Below are 17619 nucleotides of genomic sequence, written 5' to 3' on the forward strand. Positions count from 1 at the left end.
AACTTTGAAATCTTGTACGTGTAAAGCAAACAATCATGCTCGCTATACACTGGGATTCGGATAGTATTAGCGACGGAGCGTGTACTCGTCGGGGTTCGCAAGGGATGGAGACGACCGAGAAAACTCGGCAGATCAATGACATGGCGACGCACGGAAGAAGCTTCCGGGCGAATAGCAAGTATCGCCGGTCAGGTTTTTCCAGGCATCTCTGGAAGACGACTGCGCTGTCCACTCTGGCACTTGCCCTTTCCGGCATAGCCGCCCATGCCGGCGACACCGGACTGTGGCAGCCGCAGGTCCGCGCCATCATCGGCGCCAACAACAATGGCGGCAACACGGCGATCGAGGGTTTCCTGCCGCTGAAGCAGAACCTCGAATCCGTTCTCTTTCTCGATGTGCGCTCGAAATACGATTTCGACGACGGCTTCGGCCAGGACGTCGGCCTCGGCGTTCGCCGCATCGTCAATCCGGATCTGATGATCGGCGGCTACGCCTATCTCAACATCCAGAACCAGGACAGTCACCAGTTCGTCGCCTCGACGCTCGGCCTCGAGGCCATCACCTCAAAATACGATGCGCACGTAAACGTCTATCTGCCGATCAGCGGCGACCGCAGCACGGCCGGGCAAGAGTCGAGCCTGTCGCTGGTCGGGCATCAACTGATCGAGCAGATATCGGCCATCGCCCACCGCGATTACGCGGCCTGGGGCATCGAGGGCGAGGTCGGCGTTCAGGTGCCGCTCAACCTGCCCGAGAACCATTCACTGCGTTTCGATGTCGGCGCCTACCATTTCGGCGATCCCGACGGCGACGACGGCAGCATCACCGGCGCCAAGGCCGGCCTGGAATATTCGATCGGCGACGTCATCGGCAAAGGCACGTCGCTGACCTTCACCGGCGAGGTGCGCAACGACAACCGCGATGACACCCAGTTCGCCGGCAGCATCCGGCTGACGGTGCCGCTCAACGCTTTCGACAAGGGCTCGTCTTCGTCCGATGACGGCGCCGAGCCGGTCTATCCGGTCAGCCCCGGCCTGCGCAAACGCGTCAACGAGCGCGTGCGTGGCGACATCGGCGTTCGCATCGAGAGCCAGGACAAAGTTACCGGCACGTCGACGCGGGTGGCGATCAATGCCGCCACCAACACGGCATTCGGCCAGTTCTTCTTTGCCGATGGTGACAACGACGCGCTCGGCCTCGGCACGATCGGCGACCCGACCACGCTCGACAATGCGGTCGCCGGCGCCGGCGCGAACGGCGTCGTCGTCGCGCTCGGCGGCAAGGGCAACATTACGACAGCCGGTGTGACGCTCGCCAACGGCCAGACCGTCATCGGCGGTGGCGGGGGCGTCCAGGCGCGGCTCGTCGACGGCAGCATCGGCACCTACAATTTCGGCGGATCCAACGGCACCCTCCAGGGCACCAACCCCGCCAACAACGTCCTGACGCTCGCCAACGGCAACACGCTGAGCGGCATCATCATCACAGGCGGCAAGGACGGCATCTTCGGCAACAACATCACCGGCGCCACGTTGACCAACGTCACGGTCACCGGCACCGGCGGCCACGGCGCCGACTTCACCGGTACATCGACCGGCGTCAATGGCTCGAACTTCACCGCGACCGGCAACGGCCTCGACGGACTGCACATCGAAGGCGACGGCACCTATAACTTCACCGGCACGACGCTGCTGCAGGGCAATGGCGACGACGGCCTGGATATAACCGGCCACGGCACCTACACTTTCGCCACCCTCAACTCGCTCGACAACAACGATGCCGGCATTACCGTGAAGGGCACCGGGGTCGCCGGCTCGATCACCATCACCGGTGGCCAGGTGTCGGGCAACAAGGCACTCGGCGACGACGGCGTCGGTGTCTTCATCGATCCGATCACCGCCCATATCGTGCTGGATTCGATCACCCAGACCGGCGGCGCATCGGGCGTCGTGCTCGAGAATCTTTCGGGCAGCTTCACCGTCAACGGCGCGACGACGATCTCGAACACGACCGGACCGGCCATCGCGATCACGGATTCGCCGGCCGCGATCCGCTTCGGCGACATCAACATCACCGATCCCGGCACCGACGGCATGGTGTTTACCGGCGTCAATGCGTCCGTCATCGCCGGCAACATCATCATCTCCGGGCTCGGCTCCGGCATCGGCCTCGACTTCTCCGGCAGCCAGACTAATTTCACGGCGCAGTCGCTGAACATAAACGGCACCGGCGGCACGACGTCCATCGGGATCGACCTTGTCCAGACCAACGGCGGCACGATCATCATCACCAATGGCGGCACCATCGCCAATGTCGGCACCGGCGTGCGGCTCGGCATTGCCGGCTCGCCAGCCGACACCGCCAACGCCCAATTCACCTTCGGTGGCGGCTCGATCGGCGGCAACCTCGCCTCGCTCGACGCACGCGGCCTCAATTCCGGTTCGGGCCAATACGCATTCGGCACGACGACGTTCAACGGGCCGCAACTGTTCGACCAGACGCAGCTGATCTTTGTCGCCGCAGGCGGCACAGGCGACGGTACCTCGCTTTCGGACCTGGCTTCGATCACCGACGCCGACAACAATACCGACGGCACCGCGATTTTCGTGCTGGTCAATCGCGGTGTCATCGACGACACCGACGGCTTTACGCTCGAAGCGGGGCAGACCCTGGCCTCTTTCGGCAACGGCCGCACCTTCTCGCTCGGCGGCCTGCCGATCAATGTGACCGGCGACAACGTCGATCCCGGCAGCACCATCTCGGATGCGGCCGGTGCCGCAACGCTGACCGCTTCGGGCAGCGGCGACGTCGTCACGCTGGCCAACAATACCTCGCTCCAGGACTTCAACATCTCCGGCGGTACTGCCAACGGCATCCATGGCAGCGGCGTTACCGGCGTCGTGCTGACCGGCATGACCGTGTCGGGGGCCGCCCTCAATGGCGTGCTGTTCGATGGCGCCAACGACGTTTCCGGCAGCAATCTGAGCTCGACCGGTAATGGCGGCGCTGGGCTGTCGATCCAGGGCGACGGCACCTACAATTTCACCGGCACGACGACGGTGTCGGATAATGCCGGCGACGGCTTGCTGATCAACAGCAATGCCATCACCAGCTTCCAGACGCTCAACGCGACCAGCAATGGCGGCAGCGGCGTCCAGGCCACGTCAACTGGCACCGGCTCGCTTTCGATCGACGGCGGTACCGTCAACAACAACACCACATCCGCCTTTACAGCGTCGAATATCGGGCTCGGTGTCACGCTCTCCAACATCGGCCACGTCGGCGGCACAACCGGCGTCAGCCTTTCGGGCGTCAGCGGCAGCGTCAGCGTTACCGGCCCGACGACGATCGGCAGCACCACCGGCGACGGCATCTCGATCAGCGGCAGCACGGCAACGGTCGGCTTCAGCGGCGACGTGCTCATCAGCCAGGTGCTTGGCAATGGCATCGCGCTCAACGGCAACACCGGCGCCGTCAGCTTCGGCTATGCGGAAATCGGTGCGCCGGGCCTCAACGGCATCGATATTGGGGGGAATACCGGGTCAGTCACATTCTCTGGCCCCACCATCGTTGTCATCGGTTCTGCCGATGGCAGCGCGGGCATCAACTTCAGCGGCACAAACAACGACGTCAGTTTCGGTACGACGACGGTGTTGCTCGGCGAAGGGCTGAACCAGACGGGCATTGACTTCAGCGGCTCGTCAACGACAGCCGATTTCGGGCTGACCAGCATTACCGGCACCGGCGACCTGACCTCGCGCGGCATCGACCTGTCGTCGACGACCGGCAACAAGACGATCACCTTCCTGCAGGGCTCCAGGATCGACAATGTCGGCGTCGGTGTCGAATTGTCGTCAGGCGGCACCACGGCCACGTCGGCCAACGCCAACTTCACCTTCGGCGACGGCAATTCCGCCGATGGGCTGGAATCCTTCATCACCGCGGCAACCGGCGGCTACACTGTCAATACGATCGGGCTGGATCCGGCGCTCGGCAACTACGACTTCGACGATGTCTTCTTCACCGGCGATGCCCAACTGGCGGTAACTGTCGGCGGGGTCGTCATGATCTCGCAGACAGGCGGCACTGTTCACGCGGGCACGAACGGGCTGAGCGCCGATGTCACCACCGTGACGGCCGCGCAGGCCGATGCCATGGTCGGCACGCAGACCTACGCCTTTGTCGGCACCGTCGATCTCAGCGCGACGCCGTTCACGCTCGATTCGGGACAGTCGATCACCGGTTTCGGCAACGGCAATTCCATCCTCACCTCCGGTACGTTCCAGCCGGTCAATGTGCAGGGCAATCTCGGCGCCACCGGCGGCAATGTCACCGGCGATGAGGGCGTGGTCAAGAGCACGGGCGACACCCTTCATCTGCTCGGCAGCAATCAGGTGCGCAACACCGCCTTCGACTACAGCGGCGGCAGCGGCTCGGTGTTCGTCATCGACCAGAGCGTGGGTGGCTTCAACAATTCCGGCGGCACCGTTGTCGAAGGCGTCACCGTCAGCAATGTCGCTGCCGGCCAGACGGCGTTCAACGTCGACGGCCTCACCGGCAACCTGTCGATTATCAACAACAATATCAACGTTGCCGGCACGCTGCTCGATGTCGACGGCGGCAACGGCAACATTACGGTCACCCGCGGCAACTTGCCCAACAGCGCGACGCCCGGCACGCTGACCGGTGGCGGCATCGCAATCGCCAACCGCACCGGCGGCTTGGTCAACTTCACGGACAAGGCGACGATCGGCGGCAGCGGCGTATCGCTGACCAACAACACCGGCGCCACAATCACCTTCGCCGATGTCGACATCACCACGGACGCCGCAACGGCGTTCACTGCAACCGGAGGCGGCTCGGTCAACGTCACGACCGGAACGATCAATGCCACCAATGCGGGAGCGGTGGCGCTCGACGGCATTGCGGCCAACATCAATTTCGCCTCGACAAGCGCCAGCTTCAATTCCGGCAGCGGTGTCGACCTGCAGCATCTGACCGGTACGGTCGCGCTCGGCACCGGCACGCTGACCAACACCGGTTCGGGTACAGCCTTCAATGTCGGCTCGGCGGCCGATCAGAGCGGCGGCAATGCAATCATCTCCTATGCTGGCACCATCGCCAGCAACGGCACCGGGGCCGCCGTCTCGATCCAGGAACTGACCGGCGGCTCGGTGACGCTGTCGGGCAATCTGACCGACGGCAACGCAGCCGATGGCGGCCAGATCTTCATCGGTGGCATCGCCAACGGCACGGCGGCGACCGTCACCTTCTCGGGAAGCAGCAAGAAGATAAGCTCTGGCGCGACGACAGCTGTACAGATCGGCTACACGGGCCCCCTCTCCGCCATCGTCCCGTATGACAACACGGACGGCACGATCAACTTCACCAATGGCGGCCTGGATATAACGACAACGACCGGAGAAGGCTTCGGCGCCGCCTTCGGCGGCACCGTCAGCGTCTCCGGCACCGGCAACAAGATCGCCTCCGGCGGCAATGGTCTGTTCATTGTCCTCGCCGACGTCGGCGCCGCCGGCGTCACCTTCGACAGCGTCTCGGCCGTATCGACATCGGACGCTGCCGGCGTCTTGCTGACAGGGTCCAATCTGGCGGGCGACGTCAACATTGGCGGCCTGAAAGATACCGGCTACATGGGCGCCTCGCTGAACGCCCTGCTCGGCGCCGGTGCGGTGAATTTCACCGGCACGACCGATCTCGACGTCAGCTACCGAGGGTTCGATATCGGCGGCCCGCAAGTGGGCACCATAAACATCGCCAACGTCGCCGGCTCCACCCTGACCATCGACGGTGGGGAAGCCGGCATTGTCACGAACGGCCTGCAGGCAGGAATCATCAACGTTGGCGGCAATGGCGGCGTCGCCAGCATCGGCGCGACGACAAGCACCACCGGTGCGGCTATCGCCGTCAGCGGCGGTAACGACCTCATTCACGCCACGCTGAACTACAACGGCTCGATCAAGGTCGACACCGGCATGGTCGTGCAGGCCGTGGCCGACTGGAGCGAGCTCAACATGAGCGGTTCGGTCGTTTCGACTACGGCAGCAACTGGCATTGGTACGGCGGCCTTCGTCTTCACCGGCAACGCCAACGGCGTCTACAATATTTCAAGCATGATCGATCATACCGGCACGGGCATCGGCGTGCGGTTTGACGGATCGTCTAACGGGACGGCCACCTTCTCCGGTGCGTCGAAGATCTTCAACACCAGCAGCGGCACCAACGACGCGATCGTCAAGTTGCCCAGCATCAGCCCGACCCAGGGCATGGGCACGCTCAACTTCACCAATGGCGGCCTGGTCATCACCACCTCGAGCGGCGCCGGCTTCACCGCCAGCACTTTCGGCGCCGGCACGGTCAGCGTCAGCGGCACGGGCAACTCGATAACCACGACGACAGGCACCGCGCTCAACCTCGACAACGCAACGGTCGGCGCCGGCGGCATCAATTTCAGCTCCATCTCGGTCAATGGAGCGGCGACTGGCGTTTCGCTCAACAATGTCAGCGGCGGCACGCTCAATCTCGGCACGGTGAACCTGCAAGGCATCACCTCGACCGGCGTCGACATTTCCGGCACGCTCGGCTCGACGGTAAACTTCGCCAGCCTGACCATCGCCATGCCCGGCGACAATTCGACCGGCATCACCTTCGCCGATGCCGTCGTCAACAGCATCTTCACGACTGGCGGTTTCACGCTCACCAGTGCTTCCTCGACCGGCACCACCGCCGTCAACCTGTCCAACACCACCGGCACCGGCACCATCCAGCTCGGCGATCCGAACACGGCCGGCGCATCCTCCACCATCGGCGGCGCCGGCGCCGGACCCGGCATCGGCTTCCAGTTCACCCCGACGACGGCGATCAACTTGATCTATGGCGACGGCGAAAGCGCGGTCGACAAGCTGTCGACGGTCAAGGCAATCGACATCCTCAATTCCACCGGCGTTTTCCCGGTCGGCGGCACCTATAATTTCCAGGATGTCGACGGCGCAAATGGCGGCTTCATCGGCGACCTCTCCGAGGCCCAGGGACCGACCACCTATTATGTCGATCAGGAAGGCGACGGCGACGGCACCGCCGCCAATCCGGGCTCGATTGCCGGCGCGGAAGCGTCGGGCGCCTCGGTTGTCATCCTTGTCGACACGTCGCAGAACGGCACCAGCAACCTCATCGACATGATGCAGGCTCAGCAGAATGGCGGCGGCAACAACACGCTCAACCTTGCCGATGGCCAGATCCTGATCGGTCTCAAGGCCGGCGATTCCATCGATACCGCGCCGCTGGGCGCCGTCGGCGGCGGCCTCGGCGGCAACTTCAGCTTCAGCGGCATCAATGCCTCGACCGTCATCACGGCAGCGTCCAATGTTGACAGCGTGCTGGCGACGCTGACGACCGCGAACGGCAACACCATCGATTTCTCCGGCAAGGCCGGCATCGAAAATGTCATCGTGCAGAACACCGGTGCGGGCCTTGGCATCTCCGGCACCAACATCACCGATCTTATCCTGCGCCGCGCCACGATCGCCGGCGGCACCGGTGGCGCCCTGTCGCTTACCGACGGCGCCGCTGCCAGCCAGATCGCACTGTCGAACCTGATCCTGTCGGCAACCGGCGGCGACATTGCCAAGGTTGACGGCACGGTCGGCGCCGGGCTGATGAAGGTCAGCGCCTTCTCCGACATCACGCTTCTGGGCAACAATGGCGAAACCGGCGGCTTTGGGGTGAGCGGTGTAACCTTCGATGCCGTTCCAGCGACTGTCGGCATCGACCAGGTCGACGGCGGCGCCTTCGTCGCCGGCACAAGCACCAATGGCGTCGGCGGTTATGGCCTGACGCTATCCGGTGTATCCGGCGATATCCAGTTCGACAGCATCACCGCCTACGGTGGCGTCAACGGCATCGCCTTCAATGGCGTTGACGCCACCGTCACGGTCAGCGGCGCCACCACCATCACCGGCACCAGCAGCTTCGGCATAGACGTCACCGGCGCCAACACCGGTACGTTCACCTTCGGCGCGGTGACGGTCAACAACACCGCCACGGCCGGCGACGGCATCCATGTGGTATCAGGCACGGTCAACGTCACCGGCCTCGCCAACATCGATACGACGAGCGGCGTCGGCCTGTCGCAGAGCGGCGGCACGACAAGCTTCACCGGCGGTGTGACCATCGACACCACGACCGGCACGGCCATCGTGGGCACCGGCGGCACGATGGGCATCACCGCTTCCGCTGCAGCCCAGACGGTAAATTCGACCAGCGGTCAGTCGATCAGCCTCACCAACGTCGCCGCCACCATTGCGCTTGACTCGACCTCGTCGGGCGGCGGCACCAACAATGTTGGCCTGGCCAATGTCACCGGAACAGTCAGCCTCGGATCCGGCGCATTGAGCGGCGCTTCGGGCGTCGCATTCCTGGTCAATGGCGGCGCTGCGACCGTCAGCTATGGCGGCTCCGTCACCAAGACCACCGCCGGCAAGATCGTCGACATCTCCGGCGTCACCGGCGGTTCGGTCACACTGTCCGGCGCGCTCAGCGCCACCGGCGGTTTCGACAATGGTATCTATGTCCACGGCAACTCCGGCGGGACCATCACTCTCAGCGGTGGCACGAAGACGCTGACCACTGGCGCCAATACGGCGGTCGACTTGACGACCAACACCGGCGCGACGATCAACTTCGATACGGGTGGCCTGGTGATTACCACCACCTCCGGCACGGGCTTCAACGCCAGCGGCGGTGGCACGGTCAGCGTCGGCGCGCTCCTCAGCGACTACAGCATCACCACGACGGCCGGCGGCACCGCGTTGAACCTCAATGGCGTTACGATTGGCGCTGCGGGCATGAATTTCGACAGTGTTTCGGCCACTGCCGCCGCAACCGGCATCTCGCTGACCAATATCGCCTCGTCCGGCGGCGGGGCCATCATTCTCGGCACGGTCAACCTGCAAGGCATCACCACGCGTGGTGTCGATGTTTCCGGCACGCTTGGCGCGGCGCTGTCCTTCAACGATCTCGACATCGGCCTGAACAGCACCACGGGCGTGGCCTTCGACCTCAACGGTGCCACCATCAATGCGGCGGTGACGGCCAATGACTTCGATGTCACCAATGCCGCCGCCGCCGGCACCTCGATAGGCGTCGACCTGCGTGGCACCACTGGCGGCCAGACGGTACGCCTCGGCGATGCCGTTGTCGGCGGCGCCAGCTCCAGCATTGCCGGCGTCAACACCGGCGTGTTCCTCAACAGCGCCACCAACCTCGCTTTCACCTATGGCGACGGCGAATCGGCGACCGACCAGCTCTCGACCATCGGCGCCAATGTAGGCATCGACGCATCCAGTGCGCCGGTTGCCGGCACCTACAATTTCCAGGATGTGAACTTCCAGTCGGCTCCCGGCCTGGGCTTCGGAGTCGGCAAGGTCTATTTCGTCGGCGCGTCCGCGACCGGTGACGGCAGCGGTCGCGACCAGAACAATCTCGCGACGCTGGCCACCGCCGAAGCAGCAGCCGTGGCGACGGACATTCTGGTTCTCGTCAACGATGGCGGCACCATCACCGCGGCAGGCAGCAATGGCAACGACACGCTGGCTCTCGCCACCGGCGAGCAGGTGCGCGGCTTCGGCAACGGCAACATCAATCTGGCGCTGACGGTGCCCTCCACCATCCAGCTCGCCAGCAACAGCATCTCGATCATCGACCAGACGCCCAATGGCGCCGCGACGCTGACGACGAGCGCCGGCAACAATGTCATCACGCTCGGCGCCAGCGGCAACATCATCGACGGCTTCATCCTGAATGGCAGCCCGGCGGGTGCCGCGCGTGGCGTCAAGGACAATGGCGCGGGTGCTGCGAATACCGTCATCAGCAACATGACCATCAGCAATTTCGCCACGCAGGGTATCGAGATCACGCCGTCAAACAGCACGACGATCAACAACGTTACTTTCTCCGGCAACGCCAGCGATGTGTGGCTGAACGCGTCCAACACCACCATCACCAACGTCACCAGCACCGGCGCCACCGGCATTGCTTTCAAACTCGACAACACCACCGGCACGACGACGCTGACCAACGTCAACATCACCACGGCGGCGACCGGAACCGGCATCGCCTTCGGTGGCGCGTCGGGCGCTGGCGGCACGATTGCCGGTACCAATGTCGACATATCGGGCGGCAGCGGCCTTTCGGTGACCGGCGGCAACGCGGTGATCAGCTTCGACGGCGCCAGCTCTATCATCAGCACGTCGGGCGCGGCGGCCACGATCTCGACCCGCGCTGGCGGCAGTTTCACCTTCGCCGGCTCGGTGATCGCCAATGGCGCTGCCAGCGGCATTAGTATTTCCGGCGCGACGGCGGCCAATACGGTGAGCTTCACCGGTACGGTCGATCTCGGCACCACGACGCCGATGACCGGCACCGCAGTCGCAATCAACAACGGCGCCACGGCCTCGACCGTCAGCTTCGCAAACCTCGACATCGTCACCAACGGCACCACCGGATTCAGCGCCATCAATGGCGGCACGGTCAATGTGACGACCGGCACGGTGAGCTCCACTTCCGCGCAGGCGGTCAACCTCAACGGCATCGCCACCACCACCGGCATCAATTTCACCTCGACCAATTCGACCGGCGGAACCAACAACGTGTCGCTGACCAATGTCACCGGCGCCGGCACTGTCAGCCTCGGCTCCGGTGCGCTCGGCGGCGCGACCGGCGCGGCCTTCCTGGTCACCGGCGGCTCGGCCAATGTCAGCTATGCCGGCTCGGTCACCAAGACCACGGCCGGAAACGTCGTCAGCATCTCCACCCGCACCGCCGGCACCACGACATTGTCGGGCACTCTCAGCGCCACCGGCGGCGTGGCCAACGGGATCCTCGTCAACGCCAACACCGGCGGCACGATCAACTTCTCCGGCGCCAGCAAGATACTGACCACCGGAGCCAACAATGCCGTCGACCTGACGGCGAACACCAACACCGCGGTCAACTTCACCGGCGGCGGCCTAGCCATCACCACCACCTCCGGCACCGGCTTCAACGCCACGAGCAACGGTACTGGCACCGTGACCGTTATCGGCTCGGGCAACACGATTTCGACCGGCAGCGGCGTCGCGGTCAACCTTGACAGCGTTGCCATCGCGGCGGGCGGCGTGACCTTCGCTTCCACGAACAAAGGCGCCGGCGGCACCAGCGCCGTCATCCTCGATACCGTCACCGGTTCGGGAGCGATCGACCTCGGCACCGGCGCGCTGGTGGGCGGAACAAGCGCCGTGATCCGTATCGGCGATGGCCTAGGCACCGCCAACAGCGGCGGCACGGCGGCCTTCACCTATGCCGGCGCGATCACCAGCGGCAGCACCGGCCAGGCGGTCAACATCCAGGATCGCGCCCTGACCGCCGGCAACATCACCCTGTCGGGCAACATCACGCATAATGCGGCGGGCCAGATCGGCCTCCTGCTGGACGACAATGTCGCCGGCATCATCACCTTCTCCGGCGCGTCGAAGTCGATCACCTCGACCACGGCGGCTGGCGTCAGCCTGAGCGACAATACCGGTGCGACGATCAACTTCACCAATGGCGGGCTGGTCATCGCCACCACCAGCGGCGCCGGTTTCAATGCCACCGGCGGCGGCACGGTGACGGTGCAGGGCACCGGCAACACCATCGCGTCCGGCACGGGCACGGCGCTTAATGTCGCCAACACGACGATCGGCGCCGGCGACGTGACGTTCAGGAGCATTGCGTCCAATGGTGCAGCCAACGGCATCGTGCTCAACAACACCGGCACCAGCGGCAATCTGGTGGTGACCGGCACCGGCGCGACGGGGGGCAGCGGCGGCACGATCCAGAACTCGACCGGCGATGGCGTCAGCCTGACCGACACTCAGGATGTCAGCCTGAGCAACATGATTATCAGCGACAATGCGGGCAACGGCATAAAGGGCCTGCGCGTCAACGGTGTGGTGCTCAACGGTCTGACCCTGAACAGCAATGCCGATGCCAACACCGAGTCCGGAATCCTGTTCAACGAACTTACCGGCAACGCCTCGCACGTCACCACGTTCACCAACCTCACGGTCTCCAACTCATTCACCCATAACGTGCAGGTCATCAATTCCGGCGGCACGTTGGCGAACCTGGTGGTGAGCGGCGGCACGTTCTCGAACAACGGCGCCTCGAACAATGCCGGCAGCGACTTCATCTTCGAGGCGGACGGCGCCGGTGTCGCCGGCGCGCCGACGATGACGCTGACCGTCGACGGCGCAACCTTCACCGGCAACAACGCCTATCCCGGACCGGGAGTCATCCCTGGAACCGGTCTGTTCGTCATTGCCAATGACGGCACCGTCAACGCTCACATCGGCGAGACCACGGGAAATCTATTCAACAATCTGAACAACGGCATCAACCTTACCCAGAGCAGCAATTCCGGCGCCGGCACGGGCGGCAATCTGAATTTCACCGTCCGGAACAACACCGTCACCAACAGCGACTCGACGGCCATCAACGTGTTCAGCAGCGGCGACCTCGCACGGACGCTTGACGGCACAATCGCCAACAACGTCATCGGTACGCAAGGCGTAGCAACCACGGGATCGCGAACCGGCAACGGCATCAGGGTTGGGCATGAAAGCCTCGGCGTCGCCAAGGTGCTGATCGACAACAACATTATCCAGAGCATCGGCGTCAACGGCATAAGCGGTGGCGACAGCGTCTCGATCACGCAGCTCGTGCAGCCGGGCACCGTGCACGCGACGGTCACCAACAACACCATTCGCGACAATGCCGACAGCCGCGGCATCACGGTCACCGCCACATTTGCCGGCGCTATCATCAATGCCGACGTTCATGCCAACACCATCACCAACGTCAACAACGCCAATGCCATCCGCTTCCTCGCGGACGGCCTCGGCGGCGCCGACGGCACGATCAACGTACCGCAGGCGAGCGAGGCCGGTATCGAAACCGTCAATGGCGGGGCAACGGCACTGACGGACACCCGGACGTTCTTCAACCAGCCGCTGCCACTGCTGCCTGCCGCGACACCGTAGTCAGCAACCTTGGATTTCGTCCTAGGAAATATATTTTATGAATTTGATATCGACTTGTTGTCTTACTTAGGCATAATACAAGAATTCAGACAGTAAGCGGCCAACGGAGGGAACGGGGATGAGTGAGCCTTATTTAGGTGAAGTCAAGATCATTTCCTGGAACTATGCACCGCGCGGCTGGGCATTTTGTAACGGCCAGTTGTTGCCGCTTAACCAGAACCAGCCATTGTTCTCACTTCTTGGCACCAGGTACGGCGGCAACGGCCAGACAAATTTTGCCCTTCCGGATATGAGGGGACGTGCGCCGGTTCATACGGGCGGCCCTATTGGTGCAATTGTCGGCGGCCAGGGCGGCGAAGAGTTTCACACGCTCACGCTCGGCGAAATGCCGACACACAACCATTTCGTCAACGCATCGAACACTGCCGGCAACGTCAACAATCCATCCGGCGCGCTGTTGGGGGCGAACGCCAGCCCGATCTATCAGCCGCCTGGCAGCGCGGTGGCTATGGCGAAGGAAAACATCACTTTCGTCGGTGGCGGCCAGCCGCATGAGAACAGATCGCCCTATCTCGTCTTGAATTTCATCATTGCCCTGCAAGGCATATTCCCGTCGCGAAATTAAGAGGACGCTTCGATGAGCCAACCTTTTGTCGGCGAGATCAGGATGTTCGGTGGCAATTTCCCTCCGAATGGCTGGGCGTTCTGCCAAGGCCAGTTGATGCCGATCTCCGAGAACGAAACCTTGTTCAATCTGATCGGTACGACCTATGGCGGCGACGGGGAGGAAACATTCGCCCTGCCCAACCTCGCATCCCGCATCCCCGTCCATGCTGGCAAGGGCCCGCTGGTCAGCCAGACCTATATCATCGGAGAACTGGGCGGGGTCGAATCCGTCACTGTTTCAGCCCAACAAATGCCGAACCATTCCCATACCTGGACCGGTTCGTCGAATATCGCCAAGAATCCGGGTCCGTCCGGCGGTGTCCTGGCGACATCGAGCCTGCTGACGCCCTATGTGGGTATCGCACCTGATGGCAACATGGCCGCCGGAGCCATTTCGCCGGCCGGCGGCAGCCAGCCTCACGACAATATGGTGCCGTTCCTCGCCGTCAGTTTCATCATCTCGCTATTTGGCATCTTCCCCCAGCAAAGCTAGAGACTTGCCATGACCAATCCGTTCGTCGCCGAAATTCGAATTTTTGCCGGAGATTTCGCCCCGAGGGGGTGGGCGACCTGCGATGGCCAGCTCCTGCCAATCTCGCAGAATACGGCGCTGTTTTCGCTGCTGGGCACAGTTTACGGCGGCGACGGCAAGTCGACCTTCGCGTTGCCGAATATGGCTGGCTCCGCGCCCATGGGGCAAGGACAGGGCAATGGCTTGTCGGAGCGGTTTCTCGGCGAGACGGGTGGCGAAACGTCCGTCACCCTTCTGCAAACGGAAATGCCGCAACATAATCATTTTGTCGCGATATCCACCGAGAGTGGCGCCCAGGGAACTCTTACCGATGCGGTTGTTCTGGGGAAGTCGGGGGGCGGAACGCTGTATCAGAACAACACTTCGCAAAATCTGGTCCAGATGGACCCCCAGGCACTGAGCATAACGGGCAGTACGTTGCCTCACAACAACCTGCCTCCCTATCTGGCGATGACGTTCATCATTGCCATGCAAGGCGTCTATCCGGCGCGTCCGTAAGCGCCACTCCATGATCCAGCTTCCGATTGTGGACAACGGGCCCGTTATATTTTGCTGGGTGCGCGCGGCGCGGATTGATCTGACGTTCCGCCCGATGGCGGACGCCGATCTGTCGTTCCTGTCGGCGCTCTACGCCTCGACCCGCGCCGAAGAACTTGCCGTCACGCCGTGGAGCGACGCGCAGAAAACGGCGTTCCTCGACATGCAGTTTCAAGCGCAGCACGCGCATTACCAGAAATACTATCCCAACGCCGACTGGCTGGTGATCGAGCAGGCAAGGCAAGATATCGGTCGCCTGTATATCGAGCGCTCGGCGAGCGAGCATTGCATCATAGATATCGCCTTCCTGCCGGCGCATCGCGGCAAGGGGTCTGGCGGTGCGTTGCTCGCCGATCTCATCGATGAGGCCGCCGCCGCCGGCAAGTCGGTCTCGATCCATGTCGAGAAGAACAATCCAGCGCGGCGGCTCTACAAACGCCTCGGCTTCACTGTTGCCGAGGACAAAGGCGTCTACGACCTGATGATCCGTTCGCCGTAAGGGCCGTGTTGGTCGTCACGCGCCGCGATACCAGGATACGATGGTGAAACGTTCGTTGCACGTGACCGGGGTGACTTCATGCGTCGTTTCCGAACGAAAGGCGACGAGAGAGCCCGGCAATGCGGGCATGGCAACGCGCAGGTCCGGGCCGCTGTAAGGCCCATGCAGGACCAGCGAGCCGCCTGCATAGCTCTCTGGCGAAGGGGTGTCCGATTGACGGTTGAGAAAGATCACCGCCGAGATCTTTCGGAACCGCGACTCGTCGTGAATGAGCGGCGTGTTGCCATCCTGGTGCGGCACAAAGAAATCGCCTTCCCGATAGCGAAGGAACTGAGGTTTCTCGACCTGGCCGAGCAGCAGCCCGAAATGCCGCTCCAGAGCCGCCTTCTGCTGCGCCAACAGGGCACTCACTCGCTCTTCAGTGGCCTGCGAAACCTCGGCGCGCACGGTCTTGCGGATCTCCGGCCATGCCATCTTCTGGTCGGCACGCCCCAGCAGGCCGGCCGGACGGCCCACGGCCGCCCGAATTTCCGCGCACAGTGCGCTACACGCCGTTCCGTCAAATACGTCCGCAATCTCGATATAGTCGATCATATGTCGAGCCGCCGCGCTGCCAAATCGCCCTGATGGCCGGAGCGTCCCCGTGGCCGATCCGGTCGAAAAAAATCAGTTGAATACCGCCTCGTAAAGCCGCCCCGCCGCATCGGCAGCGATCGGCACGATGAAGATCTCATGGGCGCCGCTTTTGCCGGTGAACCGATAGATAGCCTGCGGCAGCGCCGCGTCGCGCGGCCCCCTGAACAGCAGCGTGAAGCCACCGCCGTCGCGCGGGCTGTTGGCCATGGGCTGCACCGCGCTCAGTTCCAACGTGAGCGTCTGACCGCCGGCTTCGACGGAAAAGCTCTGCCCCTGCTCGAAATCCGAAATCGATGCCATGCGCCTGCCCTGGTTCGTCTGTCTTTCAGACGGCTGTCTTGAGAGTCTGTCCCGTCAGCCAATGTCGCTGCTTGATGGCATGCTGTCTATAGAGCTCGATCTCCAGAAGTAGAAAAGAGCACGATCGAACAACGATGTAGATTTATCCCGCTAATGTCGGGGTAGATCAGTCGTCGGCGCGTTGCGCCCTCGCCGCCGCTGGCCTAAACCGGGAGCGCATAAGAGGAGAATGCCAGGGATGACTGATGCGAAAACGGACGGGGCGGAAAGCACGGCGGCCAATGCGCTGCCGCTGTTCTACAAAAAGCCCGAGGCGCTCAATCCGCTGCGGCACGGCTCACTCGGCCTGGCGGCGCGGGCCGATTTCTCCTTTGCCCGCACCGCGCACGCAATCCCCGTCGTCGCCTCGGAAATGCCGGCGGCAATGCGCTCCTACCCGATCGTTTTCATCGGCGACGCCAAGGCGCCTGTCATCATCACCGGCCTGCGCCAGGACCAGAACCTGTTCGTCGGCGCCGACGGCAAATGGGCGGAGCCGCATTACATTCCCGCCTATGTCCGCCGGTACCCCTTCATCCTGGCCGATGAATCGAAAACGACCGGCCGCCTGACGTTGTGCATCGACCGCGCCAGCGAACGCGTCGTCGAGCAGACGCCTTCGTCCAAGGGCGGCGACGAGACCGCGCCCTTCTTCGACGGCAACGAGCCGGCCGAGGCCTCGAGGCAGGCGCTCGCCTTCTGCAGCCAGTTCCAGACCGACTTCAATGCGACTCGCGCCATGATCGACAAGATCGACGCGCACGGCCTGTTCGCGCCGCGGCAGAGCAAGGTGACGCTGGAGGGCGGCGAGACCCTCAACCTCACCGACTTTCAGGTGATCGACGAGCCGGCCTTCAACAAATTGAGCGACGAGGCGTTTCTTGATCTCAGGAAATCCGGCGCGCTTGCGCTGCTCTATTGCCATCTCGCCTCGAGCAACAGCTGGACCTCGCTGGCCTTCCAGGCGTCATTGCGGCGAGCTGGCTGACGCGGCCGCGACGAAAAGCTTCGGCAAGGCGCGGGTTGTTTAAATCAACGGTTCGCGCCTTCGCACGACGATCTCTCCGCGGCTCGAATCATGCTGTTGTCGTGCAGATCGATTGCCATGACGGGTTGGCGAACTTCCTAATGCTCGACGTATAGCTCTCGCGAAATGCGCCGAGGCGGCATCACCCCCCGGTTCGCGGACCTGTCAATAAAGTCGAGCACGCCAGCCTTGCTGCCCTCTCAATCGTTGAATAGCCTGTCGTCGCCATCGATCACGGTCCGAACGCAAAAAGCCCGCGTGAAGCGGGCTGTTTTTGATGTTGGTTGCGGGGACAGGATTTGAACCT

The 17619-nt window shown here is 63.2% G+C and carries 8 protein-coding genes; 6 read left to right on the forward strand and 2 right to left on the reverse strand.

The window, feature by feature from the left end; all coding sequences use genetic code 11:
* Positions 1–140: 140 nt before the first annotated feature.
* The 5 genes from NKI10_RS13240 (at position 141) to NKI10_RS13260 (ending at position 15310) form a co-directional block, all read left to right on the forward strand.
* The gene (locus tag NKI10_RS13240; protein WP_352860310.1) at positions 141–13076 is read left to right on the forward strand and encodes an inverse autotransporter beta domain-containing protein; all 12936 of its coding nucleotides are present in this window, start codon (positions 141–143) and stop codon (positions 13074–13076) included.
* A gap of 118 nt (positions 13077–13194) precedes the next feature.
* The gene (locus tag NKI10_RS13245) at positions 13195–13701 is read left to right on the forward strand and encodes a phage tail protein (RefSeq protein ID WP_023672955.1); all 507 of its coding nucleotides are present in this window, start codon (positions 13195–13197) and stop codon (positions 13699–13701) included.
* Positions 13702–13743: 42 nt separating this feature from the next.
* Positions 13744–14235, forward strand: a complete 492-nt coding sequence (locus NKI10_RS13250; RefSeq protein WP_352860312.1) for a phage tail protein — start codon at positions 13744–13746, stop codon at positions 14233–14235.
* Positions 14236–14244: 9 nt separating this feature from the next.
* Positions 14245–14772 carry a phage tail protein gene (locus NKI10_RS13255; protein ID WP_352860314.1) on the forward strand — a complete coding sequence of 176 codons (528 nt, stop codon included), beginning with the start codon at positions 14245–14247 and terminating at the stop codon, positions 14770–14772.
* 94 nt (positions 14773–14866) lie between these two features.
* The gene (locus NKI10_RS13260; protein WP_352860315.1) at positions 14867–15310 is read left to right on the forward strand and encodes a GNAT family N-acetyltransferase; all 444 of its coding nucleotides are present in this window, start codon (positions 14867–14869) and stop codon (positions 15308–15310) included.
* A 15-nt stretch (positions 15311–15325) separates the two neighbouring features.
* On the opposite strand, the gene NKI10_RS13265 is transcribed toward NKI10_RS13260, so the two are convergent.
* Together NKI10_RS13265 and NKI10_RS13270 are read right to left on the reverse strand one after the other, a co-directional pair.
* Positions 15326–15904, reverse strand: a complete 579-nt coding sequence (locus tag NKI10_RS13265) for a 2OG-Fe(II) oxygenase (protein WP_352860316.1) — start codon at positions 15902–15904, stop codon at positions 15326–15328.
* A 72-nt stretch (positions 15905–15976) separates the two neighbouring features.
* The gene (locus NKI10_RS13270; protein ID WP_352860318.1) at positions 15977–16246 is read right to left on the reverse strand and encodes a DUF6916 family protein; all 270 of its coding nucleotides are present in this window, start codon (positions 16244–16246) and stop codon (positions 15977–15979) included.
* Positions 16247–16484: 238 nt separating this feature from the next.
* Between NKI10_RS13270 and NKI10_RS13275 the strand changes: the two genes are divergently transcribed.
* Positions 16485–17273 carry a SapC family protein gene (locus tag NKI10_RS13275; protein WP_352860320.1) on the forward strand — a complete coding sequence of 263 codons (789 nt, stop codon included), beginning with the start codon at positions 16485–16487 and terminating at the stop codon, positions 17271–17273.
* The last annotated feature ends 346 nt before the right edge of the window (positions 17274–17619 follow it).

Origin of the sequence: Mesorhizobium sp. M0802 (genome assembly GCF_040320115.1) — a bacterium.
Lineage (GTDB): Bacteria > Pseudomonadota > Alphaproteobacteria > Rhizobiales > Rhizobiaceae > Mesorhizobium.

Excerpts from the sequence above, each read along its gene's own strand:
- NKI10_RS13240 (WP_352860310.1), top strand. The coding sequence starts at position 141 with ATGGCGACGCACGGAAGAAGCTTCCGGGCGAATAGCAAGTATCGCCGG.
- NKI10_RS13245 (WP_023672955.1), top strand. The coding sequence starts at position 13,195 with ATGAGTGAGCCTTATTTAGGTGAAGTCAAGATCATTTCCTGGAACTAT.
- NKI10_RS13250 (WP_352860312.1), top strand. The coding sequence starts at position 13,744 with ATGTTCGGTGGCAATTTCCCTCCGAATGGCTGGGCGTTCTGCCAAGGC.
- NKI10_RS13255 (WP_352860314.1), top strand. The coding sequence starts at position 14,245 with ATGACCAATCCGTTCGTCGCCGAAATTCGAATTTTTGCCGGAGATTTC.
- NKI10_RS13260 (WP_352860315.1), top strand. The coding sequence starts at position 14,867 with ATGGCGGACGCCGATCTGTCGTTCCTGTCGGCGCTCTACGCCTCGACC.
- NKI10_RS13265 (WP_352860316.1), bottom strand. The coding sequence starts at position 15,904 with ATGATCGACTATATCGAGATTGCGGACGTATTTGACGGAACGGCGTGT.
- NKI10_RS13270 (WP_352860318.1), bottom strand. The coding sequence starts at position 16,246 with ATGGCATCGATTTCGGATTTCGAGCAGGGGCAGAGCTTTTCCGTCGAA.
- NKI10_RS13275 (WP_352860320.1), top strand. The coding sequence starts at position 16,485 with ATGACTGATGCGAAAACGGACGGGGCGGAAAGCACGGCGGCCAATGCG.